This is a genomic window from Enterococcus sp. DIV1368d, assembly GCF_050542975.1.
GTDB lineage: Bacteria > Bacillota > Bacilli > Lactobacillales > Enterococcaceae > Enterococcus_D > Enterococcus_D casseliflavus.
Genome location: NZ_CP172939.1, coordinates 2,954,345 through 2,973,122 on the forward strand (window position 1 = coordinate 2,954,345; position 18,778 = coordinate 2,973,122).

Below are 18,778 nucleotides of genomic sequence, written 5' to 3' on the forward strand. Positions count from 1 at the left end.
CTAAAAAAAGACGCTAGGGAATGAAGATAAGGAGTGAACTCAACTCCATTCTATTTTTGATTTGGCGTCTTTCTTATTAGCCGATAAGAATAAGCGAAAGCGATGAGGAGATTAGCCCCCTTCCGGTTTATGAGTTATGTGAGTAGCCCAACAACCATCTCTCGATTCTTTTTGACACTATCATATTATCAAGATAAGTGACCGCGATGGGTCGGAAAATGACCGCGAATTGACCGCAAAAGGTCGGAAAATGACCGCTTAATTATTAGCCGTCTAACTCCACCAATGGCTCTGTCTCATTTTTGAGGATCAATAACCCGATTGATTTACAAAATTGAATCAACCCAGCTTGGCTCTCTTCCACGATGGCAGTCTTGCCTAAATATGTTCGTTCTGATATTTCTCTAACTCCTATGCTGTAAACATATCTCAGCATGAAAATCTGTCTCCGTCGCTCTGTTCCTCCGTGCTTTAAGGGATTCGCAATCGACAGATACCCTTTTCCAAAAAGTCTGTGTAGTTCTTCGTATTCTGGCATGTATTCCTCACGTTCAATCAAGAAACGTTCTGCATCTCCGTCGTATTCACGATGAGGAGTGGACGGAATCGGATTAAATGATTGTGTCATTTTAGGCATTCTGTTTTTTCCAACCTTTTCTCGAACGGCTCCGTATTGAATCATAAATGTTTCGAAGTTAAGCTTAGTAGCTTTGAGATCAACCTCACTAGAATTAGGGATACGATATTTCTTTGGATCAAATAGCGCCATAATCTCTGATTCCTCCTACTGTCTGTGTTATAATATACTAGTCAGATATATTTAAGATGGTCGGAGGAATCCGGCTTTTTTCTTTGTTAGCTATTGTTCCTCATCTTCTATTGTTTTTTTACAAATCACAACTGATGTCATAATGATAATGACACAAAATACAAATCCTATTATTGATAATGTTTCCATTGCATCACTCTTCCTCCTGTTCCCAAGATCGCATAACTTTACTATCTTTATCCCACGTTCTAAATTTTTGGATCATCTTATCCCTCCTACTTTATAATTTTTATTTTTTGAGTACAGCTTTTACTATTTTTGATATAATCAGTTCATGATCATTCTAAGGAATTGAAAGGAGCAATTTAAAAGTTGGAAGTAAATTCCGAAATTATAACCGCATTACTTACCGCAGCTATTGGTTTTGTTGGTGCGCTTTTAGGTGGTCGTTATTCCATGCGATCAGTTAAACAAGAAACCTCAAGAAAAGTCTTTGAGAAAGCTTATTCTAAAATATTTCTATTGATTGAAGATTGTTTCTATGCGAAAAATCTTGACGATGAAAAAATACAATCCTTAGGAAAGCAAATACACGATATTTTGGATGAAGCTGAAGGTTATTACTATCCATCTCTTAAACAATATGCGTCTTGGATGTATGAACCTACGTATGATGGAAGTCTTTCTGAGCTTTGGAACAGTTTTTGTTGGACTTTTGATCGTCAATATGAAAAAGTAACCAGAGATATTGGATTGCCTATCCGGAGCAGATATTACAGAATAAATAAAAGACAGTTTTCCAGTATTCCTCATCTGATAAAAATCTATTTTTTAAGTAGTTATGCTATTTTAGATTTTCTTTTAATTATTCTTTTAATAATAATGCTAATGGCAATGTTTATAAATTAGATTTAACGAGAAGTACTAAAATCAAGAATCTCAAAAATTTTATTTCTTCTTTAGTACTGACGATTTCGTAAACCTATGTCCATTACTTTTCTTTGTGCTATTATTAAAAAACATTAGGACTGATTTTATGAATACACCAATTAAGCAGCACTATGTTCCACAAGCATACTTAAATTTTTTTACGGACAAATCAAACTATTTTCATGTTTATTTGAACAAGGAGAAAAAAATAATTAGGCAGTCTCCGAAGAGCACCGCTTTTCAACGTAACTTCTACACTTTGGACAGAGATGGTAATAAAAATTATGAAATTGAGAAATTTTTTGCTGAAAACGTTGATAATTTATACAGACCTGTGATTCAAAAAATCGAAAGCCATGAACCGTTATCGGAAACTGATAAAATTAATTTGACAACATTCATAGCATTCCAATATTTGAGAACACCTGATCAAAGAGACAATATTAATAGAAATTACGTCAAATCCTACAAGACAAGAGCAAAATTACTTGCTAGTTCAATGAATGCAAACAATCATTTGAAACATCTCCCCCAATCTGATAGAGATTCTTATGTTAGTTTTATTGAAGATAAAGAGATTATGAATAATATCCCTAAAGAAATAAGTTTAAAACATATGTTTGACTTTAAAGATGACCTTATTAGCATATTGATGAAGCATGACTTTAAAATTTTGGAAGCTCCAGAGAAAGGCGAATTTATAACTAGTGATAATCCTTATTGTATGATCCCTGAGAGAGGATCGATAGGTTTTGGTGCCATAAACACAGTAAAACTATTCCCATTAACTCCAAAATTTCTCTTGATATTAAGAACACCAAAAATCTTATCTCTTGGTGGTGGTCACGTTCATAGATTCAAAACTAACAGAAAGGATATTAGAAGATTCAATCAAACAATTGCCCATTGGTCTTATAATTTTATTTACTCTAAAAATAAATATATTCTAAACTCAATAGTCCAACAGACCATCCGTGACTAGTTATATCTGATTCCTAGCCATGACATTATTCAAACCAATCTCCGTTACAAGGTTAAGCTATAATTGAAACATATTATTTACTGGTGATCTCATTAATCCATTTAACTATTTCGTCGGATTACTGACTAATTTGGTATCAAACATTTAAGAGGTAAGGTATTAATTTGCAATGACAAAACTCTTTTTTCATGAGATACTTTAGTAAATAATAAAAAAGGTGGTTATTTAATGGCAGGCGAAAACTTGTTATTTAAAATCTTAAAAACTATATCTTCAAAAGGTGCATACCCTTATGAAGTCTTGCTTGATCCAGATTTCAAAGTAATAGGTCCATATATTATCGAAAATGAACTAGTCGAAGTTTATGATTTATCAGATGGGGTTTGGCATAAACTTGAAGCTTTAAAAAAATCTAACGATTTGAAGGCTAATACTCAAATTGATTTACAATGCAGACTTACTGCTAAAGGACAAGAATTATTAAAACATTTAGAAAAAAAGCAAGATTTATAATATAAAACTGGACGCTTATTGCGTCTTTTTTTATTTCTCACAGTAGTCAACTATTTTGGTGGATTACTGACTAAATTGTTCGTTCTTTTCCGCCATCAAGCTTGATCTGGTTATACCCCAAATCTACTGTAATGCTTTCCACGTGTTGAGGGGTTCCCCGCTCATATCCTGCTTCATAATGACTTTTTTCATAGTAACTAACGGTAGAAACTAAAACTTCTGCATCCGGATTATTTTGCAATATACTAATCAAATCTTTTGCTTTCATGTTTACCCTCCTATTCCGCAATCTCTGTCGTTACTAAATTTTCATATCTACAAACATTTATAGTATTTATTTATTTTGTTTGTTTATTATGGTATTTTATTTAAAAGGAGTGATTCTATGGCGAACAATATTGAATTTGAAGTTGAAAAAGTTTATAAAGGCAGAACCAACGAAATCTTTGTTATTACTGATCCCGAGACACAGGTACAATATATTCAAACAATTGTTATCGGTTCTGACGGAAAAGGCGTCGCAATTACACCAAGACTAGAGCCAGATGGAAGTATTCATTATGAGGATTAATTAGATCAACTTGTGTTGGTCTTTTTTCTTTCCAAGTTGGTAATTTCTTCCGATTCTCAACTGCATCCTTCTTTGTAGAAATCTTCATCGCCCGACCCTTTCAAATTCTCTATCCAAGTATCAGCTCGATTGGCATCAAATTGATGAGCTGCATCTTTGCGATCAGTCCAGCACAACATTGTCCCAGGAAAATATGCGTAAAGCTTAGTGCTTTTAGACTGCATCACAACATAGAATTTTTTATCCATTCGTTTCTCCTTTGTTAAGCGTTTTAAAGATATACACATATCCACAGACTTATGCACAATATATTGTAGGAACGTATTTTCGCCCCCAATATATTGTCAAAGCACACGTTTAAAACCTAAATCAATCAAAAACTCCTCACGCTGATTTAAAGCGGTCCTATAAATTGTTTGCACACCGATTTCTTTCGCGTGTTCTAAACCTTCGCTGCTGCTGACATAACGATAAGTTTTTGCTTTTTCATCGACTAAGATTGCGCTAAATTCGTTATAATAGATCCGTTTCAAAACAATGCCTCCTCATAATTCCTTAAATCGATACGTCCGCCCCTGGTCATCTCTGCCGCCGGTCCTAATGAGTGAGTTAATGTTTCCCCTCGTCTTCTTGCATTTATTGCAGATGTTAATTTTAGTACCTTCATAGATAACCTCACCTTTATAGAACACCTCGACAATTCGATTGTTGGGATTTTCAGCACGCCACAACTCTTTTCTGAGTGCATCGCGCTCTATTATCACTGCTGGGTTAGTGTCAAAATCTGATTGTTTAGACAGTTGTTCCAATCGATACAGCTTTTCAAGCCTAACTTTCCGTCTCAGCTTCTTTTCAATATTCTTTTGGTGCCGCATTCTGATCGCCCTCCTTGTCAGGGTTATAAACATAGTCGTATTCCTCATACTTTTTATCGCCCAATAGCCGAAAATACTTCCCGCTTTGAGTGATCAAGAAATAGTATTCCGCCGCATTCTGGTCAACACATTGTCCTAGATATTGACTTGGATTTTTTGGATTTGATCGAAATCCTAGCCACTGCCATCCACGAGCCTGTACAAAAAGTTCAAACGCTATCCGTGCAGTTGTATAACTATTTACTGGATCGGACATACTAGGATGCGCCTCCTTTCCACTTGCCCAAAAAGTCAATGTAGCCTGGTGTCTCAACTCGATAAGCTTGCAACTCAGATTCCGTCATATATTTACGACCATACTTGTTTTTCATGTTGATCCAATCCGTCCACGGCACAAATCCGACCGTTTTTTTGATCATGCAGCAGACACCAGCCATCGCGCCCAGGTGCGCATGCATGTCGAGACAAGCTGCTTGATGATCCGTAACAACTGACTGCTGGATACGGTCCTTCGTTGTCCTCTTTGCTTCAAAAACCATCGCCCGTCCATCTGCCAAAGTCCCCTTGTAATCCGGTTGTGCTTTGCCGAGCGGATAAACGATCATGCTGCCATCTTTATTGATTTTCTTAACCCGAAAAGGTTCCGGGGTCTTCTCGATCATCGCGATTCCTTTGTGCTGATAGTAGATGCATCCTTGATCAATCAGATTTTCAAACAATTGTCCTTGATCGTTACTTTGGCGGTTACGCCAATTTGTTGAATAGTTCATGTGATCCTCACTTTCTAGCCATCTCGGCTTTTCTTCCACATTTTGAGATATAAGTGCCATCCACGGAATTCGTTATATTTAAACTTAATATCTTTGATCACGTGATTCGGGTAGATCTTTCTGATCGTCTCGAATCCTAAGTCATTAGACATCGCCATTTTCTCCATCTGCCGAAAAGAGAATATTTTTTTCCGCTTTTGCTTTTTCGGTCGCTTTAAATTCGTGCTGCAATTCCAAATCTTTTCGCCTTTTTTCCAACGCGCGCCTTTCGATAGATACGTAGCTAGAGCCTCAAGTCCTTCATCGGTCGGAATCAAACGTTTAGCGTTGACCCTTCCTAACGATTTACGATTCTTGCCTCTTCCACGCGCCCAACAATCCTCGATGTCATCTCTTGATAATTCCGGAACATGATTGATCACAACATGAAAATGCACGCGTTTAAGATAGTCCCCTTCTTGATCCAACTCATACTCCATGACCCAAATATATTTAAAGTCGCGACCATGCTTCTGATACTTTTTGCGACAGTTACGCAAAAACACTCTTGAGAGAATATATTTTGCTTTGCTGATTTGTTTTGGACCAGGCATCTCCCCCTCCTTAAACGTGAGTGTGAAGAAATAATCTCCTTTACCAAAGTTTCCTTGCAATGCGATCCTTAACCATCGAAATGTGTTACGGTTATTTACCAGCTGCTGCGCTGGCTTTGTCAGATATTCTGATCCTGTATTTTTGATTCGGTTCTTTCTTGTTTTTTCAACTTCCACTACTGGGACGATCGCCACTTCTTGATAGTCTCCAGCGTAGTATCGATTCGCTTGTATATGCATATCCCATTTCTCCTAAAATCTGCTTTGTGTCCTCAAGTTAATACCTATTACAAGGACGTTAAACGCTGATTTATCAACGTTTTCCATTGAACCGAGACTTGAGAGATGATATAATGAACTCAGGTAGATTCATCAATCAAGAATGGTCCGTCTTTTCGTAAGATGGGCTATTTTTGTATAGAAAAAAGCTGCATGAGATCATACAGCTTTATGAAGTTTTTGACTTATAAGATAATCGTGATCTTGCTTTGTTCAATTAATTCCGCAAGCTCCTTCGCGAGATATTCGCTGATTGATTCTTTTGCATGATGCTTCCACAAGCCACCGTCCGCTTCAAACAATGCGCATTCCCCACGCTCATTGATTCTGAAAATAAACTGGCTTTCCGGTTGTTCTACTTCTAAAAATGTTCGATACGGTCGCAATGTTGCCGGGCTAGGTACTTTTCCCTCTGCGACTGTTTTTGCGCCTGTTTTTACTGTTGCTGTTTGGGTTACGCCGTTATCCGTTACGTCTGCACCATCTTCAATCCGGATCGCGCTAGAAAATTTCAAAATAGCTTCCGCGTGATCGGTGCGATCAAATAGCGATTGGATATTGATGACAAAGCGTTCCTGATCTAAAAAGTTTCCGTAAGGGAATCGTTGCATTTCCGCTTGCGCTTCGATCAAGCTTTCTCGTTTACGCTCCGCATTTAACTGGCTATATACAACGACCTTAGTTGGGCTTTCAACATGCACTAATAACTCGTCGGGATCATCGATCGCCTCCTGATCAAACTTAGACAATAAATACTGTGTTAGCCCTGTTAACGAGTTGACCTCAAGCGGTTTTGCGTATTTTGCAGGCAGCAAGTTGATTAAATTAGCTTTGCTGCTGTCATAAAACACATGATCCTCAATCTTGTGAATCACCTCTTGTCCGTTGCTCAGATCCACGGCATACTTCAATGCGTCCTTGATATTCTCACTCATGTTTTTTCCTCCAATTTAATTGATTTGTTGTTTCTGAAAATCAACAATGCCACTTTCTCTGCGCTCGATTTCTTCGATCGGTTGTCCGATATCTGTTTTGACTTGCAAGTCGTCCGGATCCATGAACAACTGACCGCGAGCGCTTGATTTCAATTCGCCTGCTTCGATTTGCCCGGTGTCTTGATTACGTCCGAACAGCACTTTAGTTTCGGTTTCTTCGCGAGGGACCAATTTGGAATTGCTCTTTGTCGATAGAACAAACATGTCGCGATCCTTGTTAGGTATGACTTCAATCGTCAGTGTGATCGTGCGCTTTTTGGTCGGCTCGGTGTTCCGGTCTAGTACGTTTTCAAGCACCTTAGCCATTTCATGCTCAAACTTTTCTTGAATTGCGCCATCATCGATAGTAGATAAATTTAAGTCGATTGCTTCTTTCATCGTTTCCACGGCTCCTCTCTTCCTACTAAAGCTCGCCGATAAAGCGCTGGATATTTGACTTTGTACTTAAATTCGTTCAGCTGATCGAATAAAAAATTCGGTACAGTTTTCTTCTCCTTCCTAATTTTTCGGATCGTACTGCGGACTACCCGAATCGTCTTGTAGTCATCGTATCTTTCTTGTTCTGCCGCATTCATCGCGATCTTTCGTTTTGCCATGCGTTACCTCCTGCTAATAATTATTTGAATCGGAAAAGCGGAAAATGATTTTTTCTTCTATGCCTTTACCGATTGTCACTTTGTGATGCCACAATTCGATGCCTCTCAGCTGGAACAATTCTGTTTTCCCCTGTCCTGTTTTCGCCTCGATCTTGTAGACTTGTGTGCCTTCTCGCATCATTTTGCGGATGTACAAGACATCTGCTGATTGCGAAGCGAGATAAGCGATTGCTGTTGATAGCGTGTAAGTAGATGCCGTTTGATCCATTACCTTGCACCTTGAGTGTTCGAGTTATGACGCAATTTTCGTTTATACTCGCCATTTGCGATCCGTGCATTGTAGCGATCGACGAATCTGTTATAGGCTGCAACAAAGAAATGCCATGAAGTCCAAAGAATAATTACTGTAAAACCAGCAACCAGAGATACGCTGCTAACCATCGCCAATAACGATAAAAATAAAGTGACAAAAAGTGTGTCTTTAAGATCCTTGCTCATTACTCTGATCAACCTCCTTCATTCTCTTCAGATATTCCTTTAACTCGGCAACAACGGTTTCTTGAATTTTGTTTGTCAACATCACCAATGGAATACAATCGCCATTTCCGCCAATGATGCCTTCCGTGTCACTCGCCATATATCCATAAATAGCGGAAACGCCTTCCTTTTTACATTCGCCTGTCGCTTGTTCAAACAAAGCATCTATTCTTTTGATCTTCTCATCTAGATTTTCCGGTAGATCTTGAGGCGGTAAGTACCTATCAACAAGGGCCAAAGCTTCCCCTCGTGTTTTTACCTCATGCGAAATACGTCCATCCGAATTTGAAAAAGTAACTGTTATCATAGAAAACTCCTTTCTTGTGATTGATGATGATGATCGGAAAACGACATCATGCATGCCCGCATTTTTTATCGTATTTTTCTTTTGTCGTTTTCCTCTCGCCATTTTCGTACCTTATGAATGTTAAATAGCGGACTTCCGCTCGGATTAGACTCAGATTCAAGTCCGGCTCTTCGCCAGTTACGAATAGTTGAGACTGACACACCTAATTTTTTTGCAAGCTCAGTCTGATTAAACTCAACTTGATTTACTTCCTTAAAAACGAGTTCTTGCTGCAATTCTTGTTTGATCTGATCTCTCAATTCTCTTTTGACAGCTGGCAAGATAATCGAGAGGCTTTTTTGTACTTCCGCGCTGACTAACTCCTCAAAAGCTGTCATTTGATCACGCTCCCTTTTTATAGAATTTCTATCAATAAACACCTAACGCCCTAGAAAACTTATATCAGCTTTTTCGGTTTTTCCGAATCGGGGTCTAAATAAATATCTGCAACCCTTACCCCCAAAGCTTTGGCCAACTTCTCTAATGTTTCGTATTTACCGTTACGCATTTTTTCGATGTCTGTTTCGTAGATAAATATCGTTCTAGATGTGACATTGCTCTTCTTTGCGAGGCGTTCTTTTGAATATCCTCTTAGTCGTCTAAGTTGCTCCAAAGTATATTTTTCTTTTTTGATTTCCGCCATAATTTTCACCTCGTTTATATTTTGTTAACCCAAGTATATATTTCAGTTTTTCCGAAGTCAAGACTTTTATTTCAGATTTTCCGAAATAAATGTTGACTTTTCTATCTTAATCAAGAAAAACTCAACAAATAATCGGAAAAGCATTTCATTTTTTCCGAAGCAATGATATGATGTATTCAAGGAGGGCGTTAGTGATGTTTGCAAAGAATTTAAAGTATCTTAGAGAGAAACACAACATGGAACAAATCGAATTAGCTGAAAAGCTTGGTAGAAAGAGTTCCTCATCAATCAGTGAATGGGAAAAGGGAAAATACACTCCCAAATTAAAGGTGCTGAATGAAATTTCAAAAATATTCAAAATTGATATAGATGATTTGATGAACGTAGATCTATCCAGTAACGAATATACTCAATCTATCGAATCATTGTTTAATCAGTTAGATGACGATCGAAAGAAAGTTGTACTTGAATTTATCCGTTTTCAGCTTGACGACCAAAATAAGCAGTAAGTGAAGAGTTTCACCAGTTATATTTTACCACATTTCTTAATATAAACGAACGTTTTTTACTATTTTTGATAAAATAATGGAATATGTAAAATTTAAACGGCTTACTGAGTGCTTCAGATCAACTCTCGCCGGTGCAATAAGTACGTTCGACTCGTACTGAGAGAATTTTCATTGATGTTCATATAAACAAAATACTCCCGCCAAAGTTGGGCCTTCGGCAGGAGCAATCTCTTTTTGCTAGTACACAAATATTTTATCAGAAAGAGGTACTAAAATGAACAAAAAGTTAGTTTTTTGGATGTTTTTAACAAGCTTGTTTGTTGTCGGTTGCGGAACAAATTCAGAAGCAGAAGAAGCATCAACGACTTCCGAGAGCGAAATTGTTAAAGAAAGTGAAGAAAAAGAGCAAACAAGGTTTACAGTATACTCTCCTAATCACTCATTAGAGCATGAAACATTTGTCATTTCTGGAAAAACTGAGCCAAACGAGGAAATTAAAGTATTTGCAGACGGTGGATTCCTAAAAATGATCACTGCATCAGCGTCCGGATCATTTGAGTTCTCTGGTCAACTTCCGAAAGAGAAAAATATTTCTTACCGTTTTGAGAGTTTGGATCAAGCACAAGCTGCTTTAGTGAAATCTATTGATACCTTGGAGTATGAGCTTTTGTCTGATGAAGAACAAAAAATTGCAGATAAAGAAGCGGAAGAAAAAGAGAAAGCAAAAGAAGAGGAAGAAGCTAGACAAAAAGCAGAAGCTGCCGCTAAACGTGAAGAAGAAAGAAGAGAAAAACAGCGACAAGAACAAGAAAAGGCAGAAGCAGAAAAATCCAGACGAGCTTCCATCAACAATGCATCAAGAGAGTTTCGTAATGCTTTGGCTAAAGCAGAGCAGTACCTGGATTATTCTAGTTTTTCTAAATCAGGCCTCTATGATCAATTATTGTTTGAGAAATATCCGGAAGATGCTGCACAGTTTGCTGTTGATAATGTAAATGTCGACTGGAAAGAGCAGGCGGTTCTAGTTGCTCAAAGATACCTTGATTATAGTGCGTTTTCGGATCAAGGTTTATATGATCAATTAATTTTTGAGGGTTTCACTCAAGAGCAAGCGCAGTACGCAATTGATAATTTAGATTAAGTTTAAACTCTCGCTGGTGCGTCAAGCGTGTTCGATTCGCGCTGAGAGCATTACCCTTTTCATGCATGCCCGCTGGAAAGGAAGAATTATGGCTGTAATCAAAAAGTACAAAAAAAAGAACGGTCAAACCGCTTATCAATTTGATCTATATTTAGGAGTTGATCCAAAAACAGGCAAAAAAAGACGCACTACACGCCGTGGCTTTGCAACTCCAAAAGAAGCTCGGCTGGCGTTAGCACGTCTAGAAGCTGGCGTTGACGAAGCACCAGCCAAAGGTAATACTCAACAAAAGAAGTATACCACTTTTAATGACGTTTTCAAATTATGGTATGAGACTTACAAATTGACAGTCAAAGATACCACACTGGAAAAAACTGATATTCATTTTAAGAATCATATTCTCCCTGCCATTGGTCATTTAGTCATCGATCAAATTACTTACGAGGATTGTCAAAATGCGGTCAATCAGTGGTCCACGGAAACATCAATTTGTCGGATCTACAAATCATACGCCAATAAGATATTTGAATTTGCTATGAAAAAAGAGATCATCTCCAAAAATCCGATGGCGCTAACTGACATACCGAAACAAAAATCGAAAAAGAAATCGGATGATCAGACTTACTACTCAAAAGAAGAGCTGGCGGATTTTCTAAATTGGACCAAACAGCATCGCCCGGAAAAAGAATATGTATTAGTTCGATTGCTTGCATATACCGGAATTCGCAAAGGTGAACTAGCTGCTTTGGTTTGGGATGACGTTGACTTTGACAAAAAAACATTACGTATAAACAAAGCAGTTGTATTACTAAAAGAACTCACACTAACAACTCCTAAGACAGAATCATCGTACAGGACAATCTCGCTCGATTCTGACACGTTAGAAATTCTCAGGCAATGGAAGACCTCTCAGAAAAAAGAATTCTTTAGACGAGGAATTAGAACCAAATCCGATAGCGATCAACTAATTGTTACAAATAAATTTAATAGCTTCATCTATCAGAACTATCCCAAGACTGTTATGAGCCATTACCCGGGAAACAACCTCACTCCACATAAACTACGTCACACACATGCGTCTTTACTGTTAAACGCTGGCGTATCGATCACAGATGTGCAACGTCGGTTAGGTCATTCAAGCGCAGCAACAACTATGAGCATATACGCTCACGCGACTAAGGATGATGCGCACATTGCGGACGCTATGTCGAGGATTTTTGTGGGATAAATCCTCGGGGTAGTCAAAAGGGTAGTCAAACCGATTTATCCTTGATAAACCGCGATATATCAAGCTAGTTATTATACAACAAAAAAAAGAAAAGCGTGGCATTCACCACACTTTTCTGAAAAACTTATGGTTTACACATGAACTAATCCTTGCTGATGCAGGCTTTCGGCGATTTGAACGGAGTTCCATGCCGCACCTTTCAGCAAATTATCAGAAACGACCCATAAATGCAAGCCGTTTTCGACATCCAAATCTTTGCGAATCCGACCAACAAAGGTTTCCGTTTTGTCCACACTGGTCAAAGCTTGCGGGTACACTTGTTGACTCGGATCATCTTGCAAGACAGCTCCTGGCGCTTCGCTGATCCACTGCCTGACTTCCTCAACACTGGCATGGTCTTTGGTCTCGATATAAATCGACTCTGAATGACCGCTAAACACAGGGATCCGCACACACGTAGCTGCTACTTTGATCTGCGTATCTTCCATGATCTTCTTCGTTTCATTGATCATTTTCCACTCTTCGTAAGTATAGTCGTCTTCAGCAAAAACATCGATTTGCGGCAAGGCGTTAAACGCGATTGGGTAGTGCTTTTTGTCGCTGCCTGCTGGTAAAATCTCAGGGTTTAGTTCATCAGCGGCTTTGCCAGCTAATAATTCTTGAGATTCACGAGTCAATTCAGCCAAGGCTTGTGCGCCAGCACCTGAAACTGCTTGATACGTCGAAACCAATACCCTTGATAAACCGACTTTTTGACGAATTGGTTCTAACGCCACCATCATTTGAATCGTTGAACAATTCGGATTGGCAATGATTCCTTTATGTTGTGCTAATGCATGAGGATTCACCTCAGGAACGACTAGAGGAACATTCGGGTCCATCCGAAAATGACTGGTATTGTCGATCACGACTGCACCGTGTTTGACTGCTTCTGGAGCAAATTGTTTTGAAATGCCGCCACCGGCACTGAACAATGCAATATCGATACCTGCAAAGGAATCTGCGGTCAGCTCTTGAATAACGAGCGGTTCATTTTTGAACACAAGGGTCTTCCCAGCAGAACGTTTGGATGCCAACAACGTTATTTTTTTGATCGGCAACGTGGTCTTCTCCAACATCTCAATCATTTTTGTTCCTACTGCGCCGGTAGCCCCGACAACTGCTACGTGATACCCTGTACTCATCAAATCACTCCTCGAATAAAAATACATTTTTACTAGTTTATCATATCTTGTAAAAAAGAAAAGACCTTTCGTGGAAAGAAGCGCAAAAAGAAGGCAATACTGTCTAAATTTTCAATCTTTTCCCCCTTTGCAGAAAAAATCTACCTATATTTAAGGGTTATCATTTGTCACATTCAGGTGTTATAGGATATAATACCGACAGAAGGAATTTTGGGGAAGATTCTTTCCAACGTGCATGGGGAAATTAAAAATACCCAAAACATTGAATGAGGCAAGAATTGCATATGCAATTCTTGCCTCATTTTTATGCTTCATTCGATTCTTCGTTGTTTACTTTCACGATAGCAAAGCCTTTGTTATCAATAATCATCGTTTCATCTTCCAGTTGGACAAACTGTTCCATCAGGATCGAATCAGGACGAGAAAGGGTGATTTGGTCATCGCCCGTATTGAAAATACCGATGATCCGCTGTGCCCCCAACTCTCGTTCGAAAATGATCAGTCCATCCTCTTCCGAAACCCAGTTCCAACTCAAGGAACCTTCTGATAAGACTTTCTGGTTGTCTTTGCGAATGCTGATCAATGAGCGAGTGAAATGCAGGAGATCACGATCTTGCTTTTCTTCTTCCCAAATCATACATTTACGGCAATCCGGGTCCATATCGCCGGTCAAACCGATCTCATCACCGTAATACAGGCAAGGAACGCCTTGTTGCAGATACGTAAAGGCCATCACTTGGCGCATCAAGTCTTTGTCTCCTCGAGCCAAAGTTAACAAGCGCGGGGTATCATGAGAATCCAAGATATTGAACTGTACCTGGTTGGTTTGCTCCCGATACAACATCAGCTGGTTATTTAATTCCGAGACCATTTTCGTCATGGAGATCTCGTCTTTGACAAAATATTCAATGATTGCATCCGTAAAGGCGTAGTTCATTACTGCATGAAACTCGTCGCCTTGTAACCACCGTTGAGAAGAGTGCCAAATTTCCCCAAGGATATAAAAATCATCTTTGGCATCATCACACACTTGGCGGAATTTTTTCCAGAAGTGATGACTGACTTCATTGGCAACGTCCAAGCGCCAAGCATCGATATCAAACTCTTCGATCCAATAACGAGCGATCTTCAACAAATAATCTTGCACGTCAGGATTTTCCGTATTGAGTTTTGGCATATGCGGCGTAAAGGCAAACACATCATAGGTGATGTCATAGGCATCTTCAAAGTTTTCCCCTTCTTTGTAGTTGACAGGAAACTCATTGATGTGGAACCAATCAGCAAAGGGCGAATCTTTGCCGTTTTTGATGACATCTAGCCATTGATGCGAAGTATCCCCCATATGATTGAACACAGCATCTAGCATGACTTTGATGCCGCGTTTGTGGCATTCCTCCACTAAGCGTTTAAAGGTATCGTTATCTCCAAACGCTGGATCAATGGCTAAATAATCGATGGTATCATACTTGTGATTCGAATAGGCCTCAAAAATCGGACAGAAGTAGATCCCATTGATGCCTAGATCGACGAGGTAATCCAAATGATCGATGACCCCTTGCAGATCCCCGCCGAAAAAGTCTTGGCGATCGGGATTTTTTGAGCCCCAGGGCAATACACCTTCTGGATCATTTGATGGGTCCCCATTTGCAAAGCGTTCAGGGAAGATTTGATACCAAACGGTTTCTTTTGCCCACTCGGGAATTTTGAAACGATCGGCTTCTTGGAAGTAAGGCATCCGAAAATAATTGTTGTTCATTTCTAAATATTGCTGCTCAAAAGGATAGACCCCGTGGTCTCCATAAAAGACATGCAACCCATCGTAACTTTCGATGGAAAAGCCGTAAGACAAACGGCGGAATTCTGCTCCGACCGATACTTGCCAATAATCATGCAAGTCCGTGGAAAGAATTTTTTTCATTTCAATTCTTTGCTGGTACCAAGCTTCTTTATATAGTGTGTAAGGATCACCGCAAAGCAGCTGGACATGGCGGACGTCTTGACGGGCGGTACGCAAACGGATATGCATTTTATCCTTCTCGTACAAATACGCAAATTCACTTTCGGGACGATGATAAATGGCAGTAGTATTCATAGCAGACTCCTTTGACTTGTTTGATATACTCATTGTCGCACAAATCAGAAGTCAAAACAAGAGAAAAACGCAATCGGTTGCTTTATCTAAAAAATCGATAATATAAGTTAATATGAAATTAATTCAGTAATTAAAAAGCAAACGATTGCTTCGCCCTTTTTTAATCAAACGGCGTATTTTTCTCACATTGATTGCCAGTCCGTAAAATGTCATATTTCCGCAAGATCCCCACTGCCTCCGTCAACGACTGACTCAACTGCTGGATATCTTCTGCAGCCATTTGAGCGGTTTTGGCATTCAAGCGGTCTTCCACTTGTTTTTTCTTTTGGACAAACAACTGCTTCCCAGCTTCTTCCAAATAAACATTGACGTTGCGGCGATTGACGCCGTTGGTTTTGCGGACCACAAAGCCAGCCTTTTCTAACCCCGAGATCGAACGACTGATTTGGACTTTTGACGTACCGATTTGCTGGGCCAACTCGGACATCGTGATTCCTTCATTACTAGAGATCACCACGAGTTCCAAGATTTCCATTTTGGTCAATTTTAAATCTTCCAGACCGATTTCTTCAAACAATATGTTTCCCATCAGCGAAAAGATCTCCGCAAATACCGCCATATTGAATGTTCCTAACGCTTTTTCCATACTCTCCCTCTTTTCTGTCTTTAGTTTAGTATAAATTATTTGTTTAAACAATGATAATCGTTGATTTTTGTTAACCATTATGATAGCGTGGTTACATAATGAAAATAATCGTGAAAACGGCAAGAAAAGAGTGACAGCATGTTAGAATTAAAAGATATCAAGAAGTATTATACGGTTGGCGCCAGTACTACAAAAGCCCTCGATGGTGTCTCCGTCGCCTTTCGTAAACAAGAGTTTGTTGCCATTTTAGGGCCAAGCGGCTCTGGGAAAACAACCATGTTGAACGTGATCGGCGGCTTAGATAATTACGATTCTGGTGATATGATCATCAACGGCAAATCAACGAAATCCTTTAAAGATCGTGACTGGGATGCGTATCGGAACAATTCGATCGGCTTTGTCTTCCAAAGCTACAATTTGATCAGTCATTTAGGCATCATCGACAACGTCGAGCTTGGGATGACCTTGAGCGGTGTGTCAAAAGAAGAAAAACGCGCAAAAGCAACCGATGCTTTGACGCGTGTGGGCTTAGCTGAGCATATGCACAAAAAACCAAATCAGCTTTCTGGTGGTCAAATGCAGCGGGTAGCGATCGCTCGTGCCTTAGCAAATGATCCTGATATCCTTCTTTGTGATGAACCAACAGGTGCCTTGGATTCAGAGACCAGTGTCCAAATCATGGAACTGATCCAAGAACTATCAAAAGAAAAATTGGTCATCATGGTTACTCATAATCCTGAATTGGCGCACAAATACGCTGGACGGATCATTGAGTTCAAAGACGGACGAATCATTAAAGATTCGAACCCTCATGTCGAAGGACAAAAGAAAGACCAATTCGAATTAAAGCACACAAAAATGAGTTTCATGACTGCCTTACGTTTGTCGTTTAACAATATCCGTACCAAAAAAGGGCGCACCTTCTTGACAGCCTTTGCTTCTAGTATCGGGATCATCGGAATCGCCATTGTTTTGTCACTGTCAACGGGATTCCAAAAACAAATCGACAATACCCAGTCAGAAACATTAGCTCGTTTTCCGATCACGATCTCGCAAGTAGCCACTGAACAAGATCCATCAGCCATGGGAACGCGGGAGAAATCTGAAGATTTCCCTTCAGATAAAGAGGTCACTGCCAAATTAAGTGATGCGGATCGTGCAACCCATATCAATAAAATCGATCAAGAGTTTCTCGATTACATCAACGACATTGATCCTGAATTAAGCAACAATATCGGCTACACTCGTTCCACTTCCTTGAACCTTTTCCGTAAGATCGATGATACTGTGGAACAAGTCAGCTTCTCCAATGCATCACCTGACAATGAACAGACCAATGCCATGATGTCTGCCATGAGTGCCTCCACCGGGATTGGGGTTTCGACTTTCCCCGAGCAGTTATCAGAGGATAACGGCAATTTCTTAAAAGACAACTACGACCTTTTAGAAGGCAGCTACCCAAGTGCTAGCACAGATGTCGTTTTGATCGTCGATGAAAACAACGTAACGAATGTCAATGCATTGATCAACCTCGGTTTTGACATTGAAGATGGCGACAAGGTGTCCTTCGACGATATCGTGGGAACAAAAATCACATTGGCGTCTAATGATGCCTTTTACACCGAATTACCAACTGGAAACTTCATTCCAAATCAAGATTTAAATGACGTTTTCGATAATAGCGGCAACAAAGAATTAACGATCAGCGGAATCTTACGTATCAAGCAAAACTCTACGATGAACTTGCTGTCAACTGGCATTGCCTACAGTGATGCCCTCGCGCAAGAAGTCATCAAAGAAAACCAAGACTCAGCGATCGTCCAAGCCCAAAAAGACAGCGACACCAACGTGATGACGAATGAACCCGTTGACGAAAGTGCTAAAGATTCATTGATCGCTTATCTTGGCGGCAGTGATTTACCAAACAGCATTATGATCTATCCGAATGATTTCAGTGCCAAAGAAAAAATCCTTGATTACTTGGATGACTTCAACAAAGGCAAAGACAAAGAAGACCAAATCGTTTATTCCGATTTAGCGGGTACGATGACTCAATTGACTGGTGGCTTGATGGATGCCATCACCTACGTCTTGATCGCTTTTGCAGGAATCTCCTTGGTAACTAGCATGATCATGATCGGTATCATCACCTACACCTCTGTGCTAGAACGTACGAAAGAAATTGGGGTCTTAAAAGCATTAGGTGCTCGTAAAAAAGACATCACCCGCGTCTTTGATGCCGAAACCTGTATTTTAGGGATCGCTTCAGGAGCTTTAGGTGTCCTGATTGCTTGGTTAGCCACATTCCCGATCAACGCGATCTTATATAGTATGACTGATCTCGAAAATGTTGCTCAATTAAATCCGGTCCACGGCCTGATCTTGATTGCTGTCAGCACCGTCCTAACGATGATCGGCGGCCACATACCAGCTCGAATGGCAGCGAAAAAAGATGCAGCGATCGCTTTACGCGCCGACTAATTTTATAAGAAAACCCAACAGACAGCAGCCATTCCTTTGGCTGCTGTTTTTTTGTCCTTTCCTTCCGACTTCCAAAAGGTTTCTCTTGAAAAATTCAT

The 18,778-nt window shown here is 39.7% G+C and carries 26 protein-coding genes; 8 read left to right on the forward strand and 18 right to left on the reverse strand.

Annotated features, from left to right (window positions below):
• Positions 1–265 precede the first annotated feature (265 nt).
• Entirely contained in the window at positions 266–769 is a 504-nt protein-coding gene (locus IGJ44_RS13880; RefSeq protein WP_430605838.1) for an ArpU family transcriptional regulator, read from the reverse strand.
• 372 nt (positions 770–1,141) lie between these two features.
• On the opposite strand from IGJ44_RS13880, the gene IGJ44_RS13885 reads away from it, so the two are divergent.
• From IGJ44_RS13885 to IGJ44_RS13895, 3 genes are all read left to right on the forward strand, one after another.
• Positions 1,142–1,678, forward strand: coding sequence for a hypothetical protein (locus tag IGJ44_RS13885; protein WP_115231837.1), 537 nt, complete (start codon positions 1,142–1,144; stop codon positions 1,676–1,678).
• A gap of 127 nt (positions 1,679–1,805) precedes the next feature.
• Entirely contained in the window at positions 1,806–2,681 is an 876-nt protein-coding gene (locus tag IGJ44_RS13890) for a DUF4238 domain-containing protein (RefSeq protein WP_176285432.1), read from the forward strand.
• A gap of 228 nt (positions 2,682–2,909) precedes the next feature.
• Positions 2,910–3,194, forward strand: coding sequence for a hypothetical protein (locus tag IGJ44_RS13895; RefSeq protein ID WP_115231835.1), 285 nt, complete (start codon positions 2,910–2,912; stop codon positions 3,192–3,194).
• 70 nt (positions 3,195–3,264) lie between these two features.
• Here the strand turns inward: IGJ44_RS13895 and IGJ44_RS13900 are convergent, their stop codons facing one another.
• Positions 3,265–3,462 (reverse strand): hypothetical protein, encoded by a 198-nt coding sequence (locus tag IGJ44_RS13900; RefSeq protein WP_430605840.1) that lies wholly within the window; start codon positions 3,460–3,462, stop codon positions 3,265–3,267.
• 117 nt (positions 3,463–3,579) lie between these two features.
• Here IGJ44_RS13900 and IGJ44_RS13905 point away from each other — a divergent pair, with 117 nt between their 5' ends.
• A complete protein-coding gene (locus IGJ44_RS13905) occupies positions 3,580–3,765 on the forward strand; it encodes a DUF6440 family protein (protein WP_430605842.1) in 186 nt (61 codons plus the stop codon).
• A gap of 56 nt (positions 3,766–3,821) precedes the next feature.
• On the opposite strand, the gene IGJ44_RS13910 is transcribed toward IGJ44_RS13905, so the two are convergent.
• From IGJ44_RS13910 to IGJ44_RS13970, 13 genes are all read right to left on the reverse strand, one after another.
• A complete protein-coding gene (locus IGJ44_RS13910; protein ID WP_430605844.1) occupies positions 3,822–4,013 on the reverse strand; it encodes a hypothetical protein in 192 nt (63 codons plus the stop codon).
• Positions 4,014–4,109: 96 nt separating this feature from the next.
• Positions 4,110–4,298: a hypothetical protein gene (locus IGJ44_RS13915; RefSeq protein ID WP_430605845.1), complete on the reverse strand. Its 189-nt coding sequence runs from the start codon at positions 4,296–4,298 to the stop codon at positions 4,110–4,112.
• 12 nt (positions 4,299–4,310) lie between these two features.
• A complete protein-coding gene (locus IGJ44_RS13920; RefSeq protein WP_430605846.1) occupies positions 4,311–4,640 on the reverse strand; it encodes a hypothetical protein in 330 nt (109 codons plus the stop codon).
• Positions 4,618–4,896 (reverse strand): hypothetical protein, encoded by a 279-nt coding sequence (locus IGJ44_RS13925; RefSeq protein ID WP_430605847.1) that lies wholly within the window; start codon positions 4,894–4,896, stop codon positions 4,618–4,620. Before IGJ44_RS13925 ends, IGJ44_RS13920 begins: the two co-directional genes overlap by 23 nt.
• A 1-nt stretch (position 4,897) precedes the next feature.
• The gene (locus IGJ44_RS13930; RefSeq protein WP_430605848.1) at positions 4,898–5,410 is read right to left on the reverse strand and encodes a Holliday junction resolvase RecU; all 513 of its coding nucleotides are present in this window, start codon (positions 5,408–5,410) and stop codon (positions 4,898–4,900) included.
• A gap of 14 nt (positions 5,411–5,424) precedes the next feature.
• Positions 5,425–6,243 carry a rolling circle replication-associated protein gene (locus IGJ44_RS13935; protein ID WP_430605850.1) on the reverse strand — a complete coding sequence of 273 codons (819 nt, stop codon included), beginning with the start codon at positions 6,241–6,243 and terminating at the stop codon, positions 5,425–5,427.
• A gap of 224 nt (positions 6,244–6,467) precedes the next feature.
• Positions 6,468–7,217: a hypothetical protein gene (locus IGJ44_RS13940; protein ID WP_430605851.1), complete on the reverse strand. Its 750-nt coding sequence runs from the start codon at positions 7,215–7,217 to the stop codon at positions 6,468–6,470.
• A gap of 15 nt (positions 7,218–7,232) precedes the next feature.
• Positions 7,233–7,655: a hypothetical protein gene (locus IGJ44_RS13945; protein ID WP_430606583.1), complete on the reverse strand. Its 423-nt coding sequence runs from the start codon at positions 7,653–7,655 to the stop codon at positions 7,233–7,235.
• Positions 7,652–7,873 (reverse strand): hypothetical protein, encoded by a 222-nt coding sequence (locus IGJ44_RS13950; RefSeq protein WP_430605852.1) that lies wholly within the window; start codon positions 7,871–7,873, stop codon positions 7,652–7,654. Before IGJ44_RS13950 ends, IGJ44_RS13945 begins: the two co-directional genes overlap by 4 nt.
• A gap of 13 nt (positions 7,874–7,886) precedes the next feature.
• The gene (locus IGJ44_RS13955) at positions 7,887–8,141 is read right to left on the reverse strand and encodes a hypothetical protein (RefSeq protein WP_430605854.1); all 255 of its coding nucleotides are present in this window, start codon (positions 8,139–8,141) and stop codon (positions 7,887–7,889) included.
• Between the two features lie 213 nt (positions 8,142–8,354).
• On the reverse strand, positions 8,355–8,819 hold the full coding sequence (locus IGJ44_RS13960) for a hypothetical protein (protein WP_430605855.1): 465 nt from the start codon (positions 8,817–8,819) through the stop codon (positions 8,355–8,357).
• Positions 8,783–9,094: a MerR family transcriptional regulator gene (locus IGJ44_RS13965; protein WP_430605857.1), complete on the reverse strand. Its 312-nt coding sequence runs from the start codon at positions 9,092–9,094 to the stop codon at positions 8,783–8,785. Before IGJ44_RS13965 ends, IGJ44_RS13960 begins: the two co-directional genes overlap by 37 nt.
• 59 nt (positions 9,095–9,153) lie before the next feature.
• Positions 9,154–9,399 (reverse strand): helix-turn-helix domain-containing protein, encoded by a 246-nt coding sequence (locus IGJ44_RS13970; RefSeq protein ID WP_008380402.1) that lies wholly within the window; start codon positions 9,397–9,399, stop codon positions 9,154–9,156.
• A gap of 194 nt (positions 9,400–9,593) precedes the next feature.
• Here IGJ44_RS13970 and IGJ44_RS13975 point away from each other — a divergent pair, with 194 nt between their 5' ends.
• The 3 genes from IGJ44_RS13975 (at position 9,594) to IGJ44_RS13985 (ending at position 12,277) form a co-directional block, all read left to right on the forward strand.
• Positions 9,594–9,908, forward strand: a complete 315-nt coding sequence (locus IGJ44_RS13975; RefSeq protein ID WP_254904878.1) for a helix-turn-helix transcriptional regulator — start codon at positions 9,594–9,596, stop codon at positions 9,906–9,908.
• A gap of 274 nt (positions 9,909–10,182) precedes the next feature.
• Positions 10,183–11,049, forward strand: a complete 867-nt coding sequence (locus tag IGJ44_RS13980) for an Ltp family lipoprotein (protein ID WP_430605859.1) — start codon at positions 10,183–10,185, stop codon at positions 11,047–11,049.
• 88 nt (positions 11,050–11,137) lie between these two features.
• On the forward strand, positions 11,138–12,277 hold the full coding sequence (locus IGJ44_RS13985; protein WP_430605860.1) for a tyrosine-type recombinase/integrase: 1,140 nt from the start codon (positions 11,138–11,140) through the stop codon (positions 12,275–12,277).
• Positions 12,278–12,408: 131 nt separating this feature from the next.
• Here the strand turns inward: IGJ44_RS13985 and IGJ44_RS13990 are convergent, their stop codons facing one another.
• The 3 genes from IGJ44_RS13990 to IGJ44_RS14000 form a co-directional block, all read right to left on the reverse strand.
• Positions 12,409–13,461, reverse strand: a complete 1,053-nt coding sequence (locus IGJ44_RS13990) for an aspartate-semialdehyde dehydrogenase (protein WP_074536811.1) — start codon at positions 13,459–13,461, stop codon at positions 12,409–12,411.
• A gap of 304 nt (positions 13,462–13,765) precedes the next feature.
• Positions 13,766–15,553 (reverse strand): glycoside hydrolase family 13 protein, encoded by a 1,788-nt coding sequence (locus IGJ44_RS13995; RefSeq protein ID WP_005228237.1) that lies wholly within the window; start codon positions 15,551–15,553, stop codon positions 13,766–13,768.
• A 160-nt stretch (positions 15,554–15,713) separates the two neighbouring features.
• Positions 15,714–16,199 carry a MarR family winged helix-turn-helix transcriptional regulator gene (locus IGJ44_RS14000; protein ID WP_010749984.1) on the reverse strand — a complete coding sequence of 162 codons (486 nt, stop codon included), beginning with the start codon at positions 16,197–16,199 and terminating at the stop codon, positions 15,714–15,716.
• A gap of 138 nt (positions 16,200–16,337) precedes the next feature.
• Between IGJ44_RS14000 and IGJ44_RS14005 the strand changes: the two genes are divergently transcribed.
• Positions 16,338–18,680, forward strand: coding sequence for an ABC transporter ATP-binding protein/permease (locus tag IGJ44_RS14005; protein WP_074536810.1), 2,343 nt, complete (start codon positions 16,338–16,340; stop codon positions 18,678–18,680).
• The last annotated feature ends 98 nt before the right edge of the window (positions 18,681–18,778 follow it).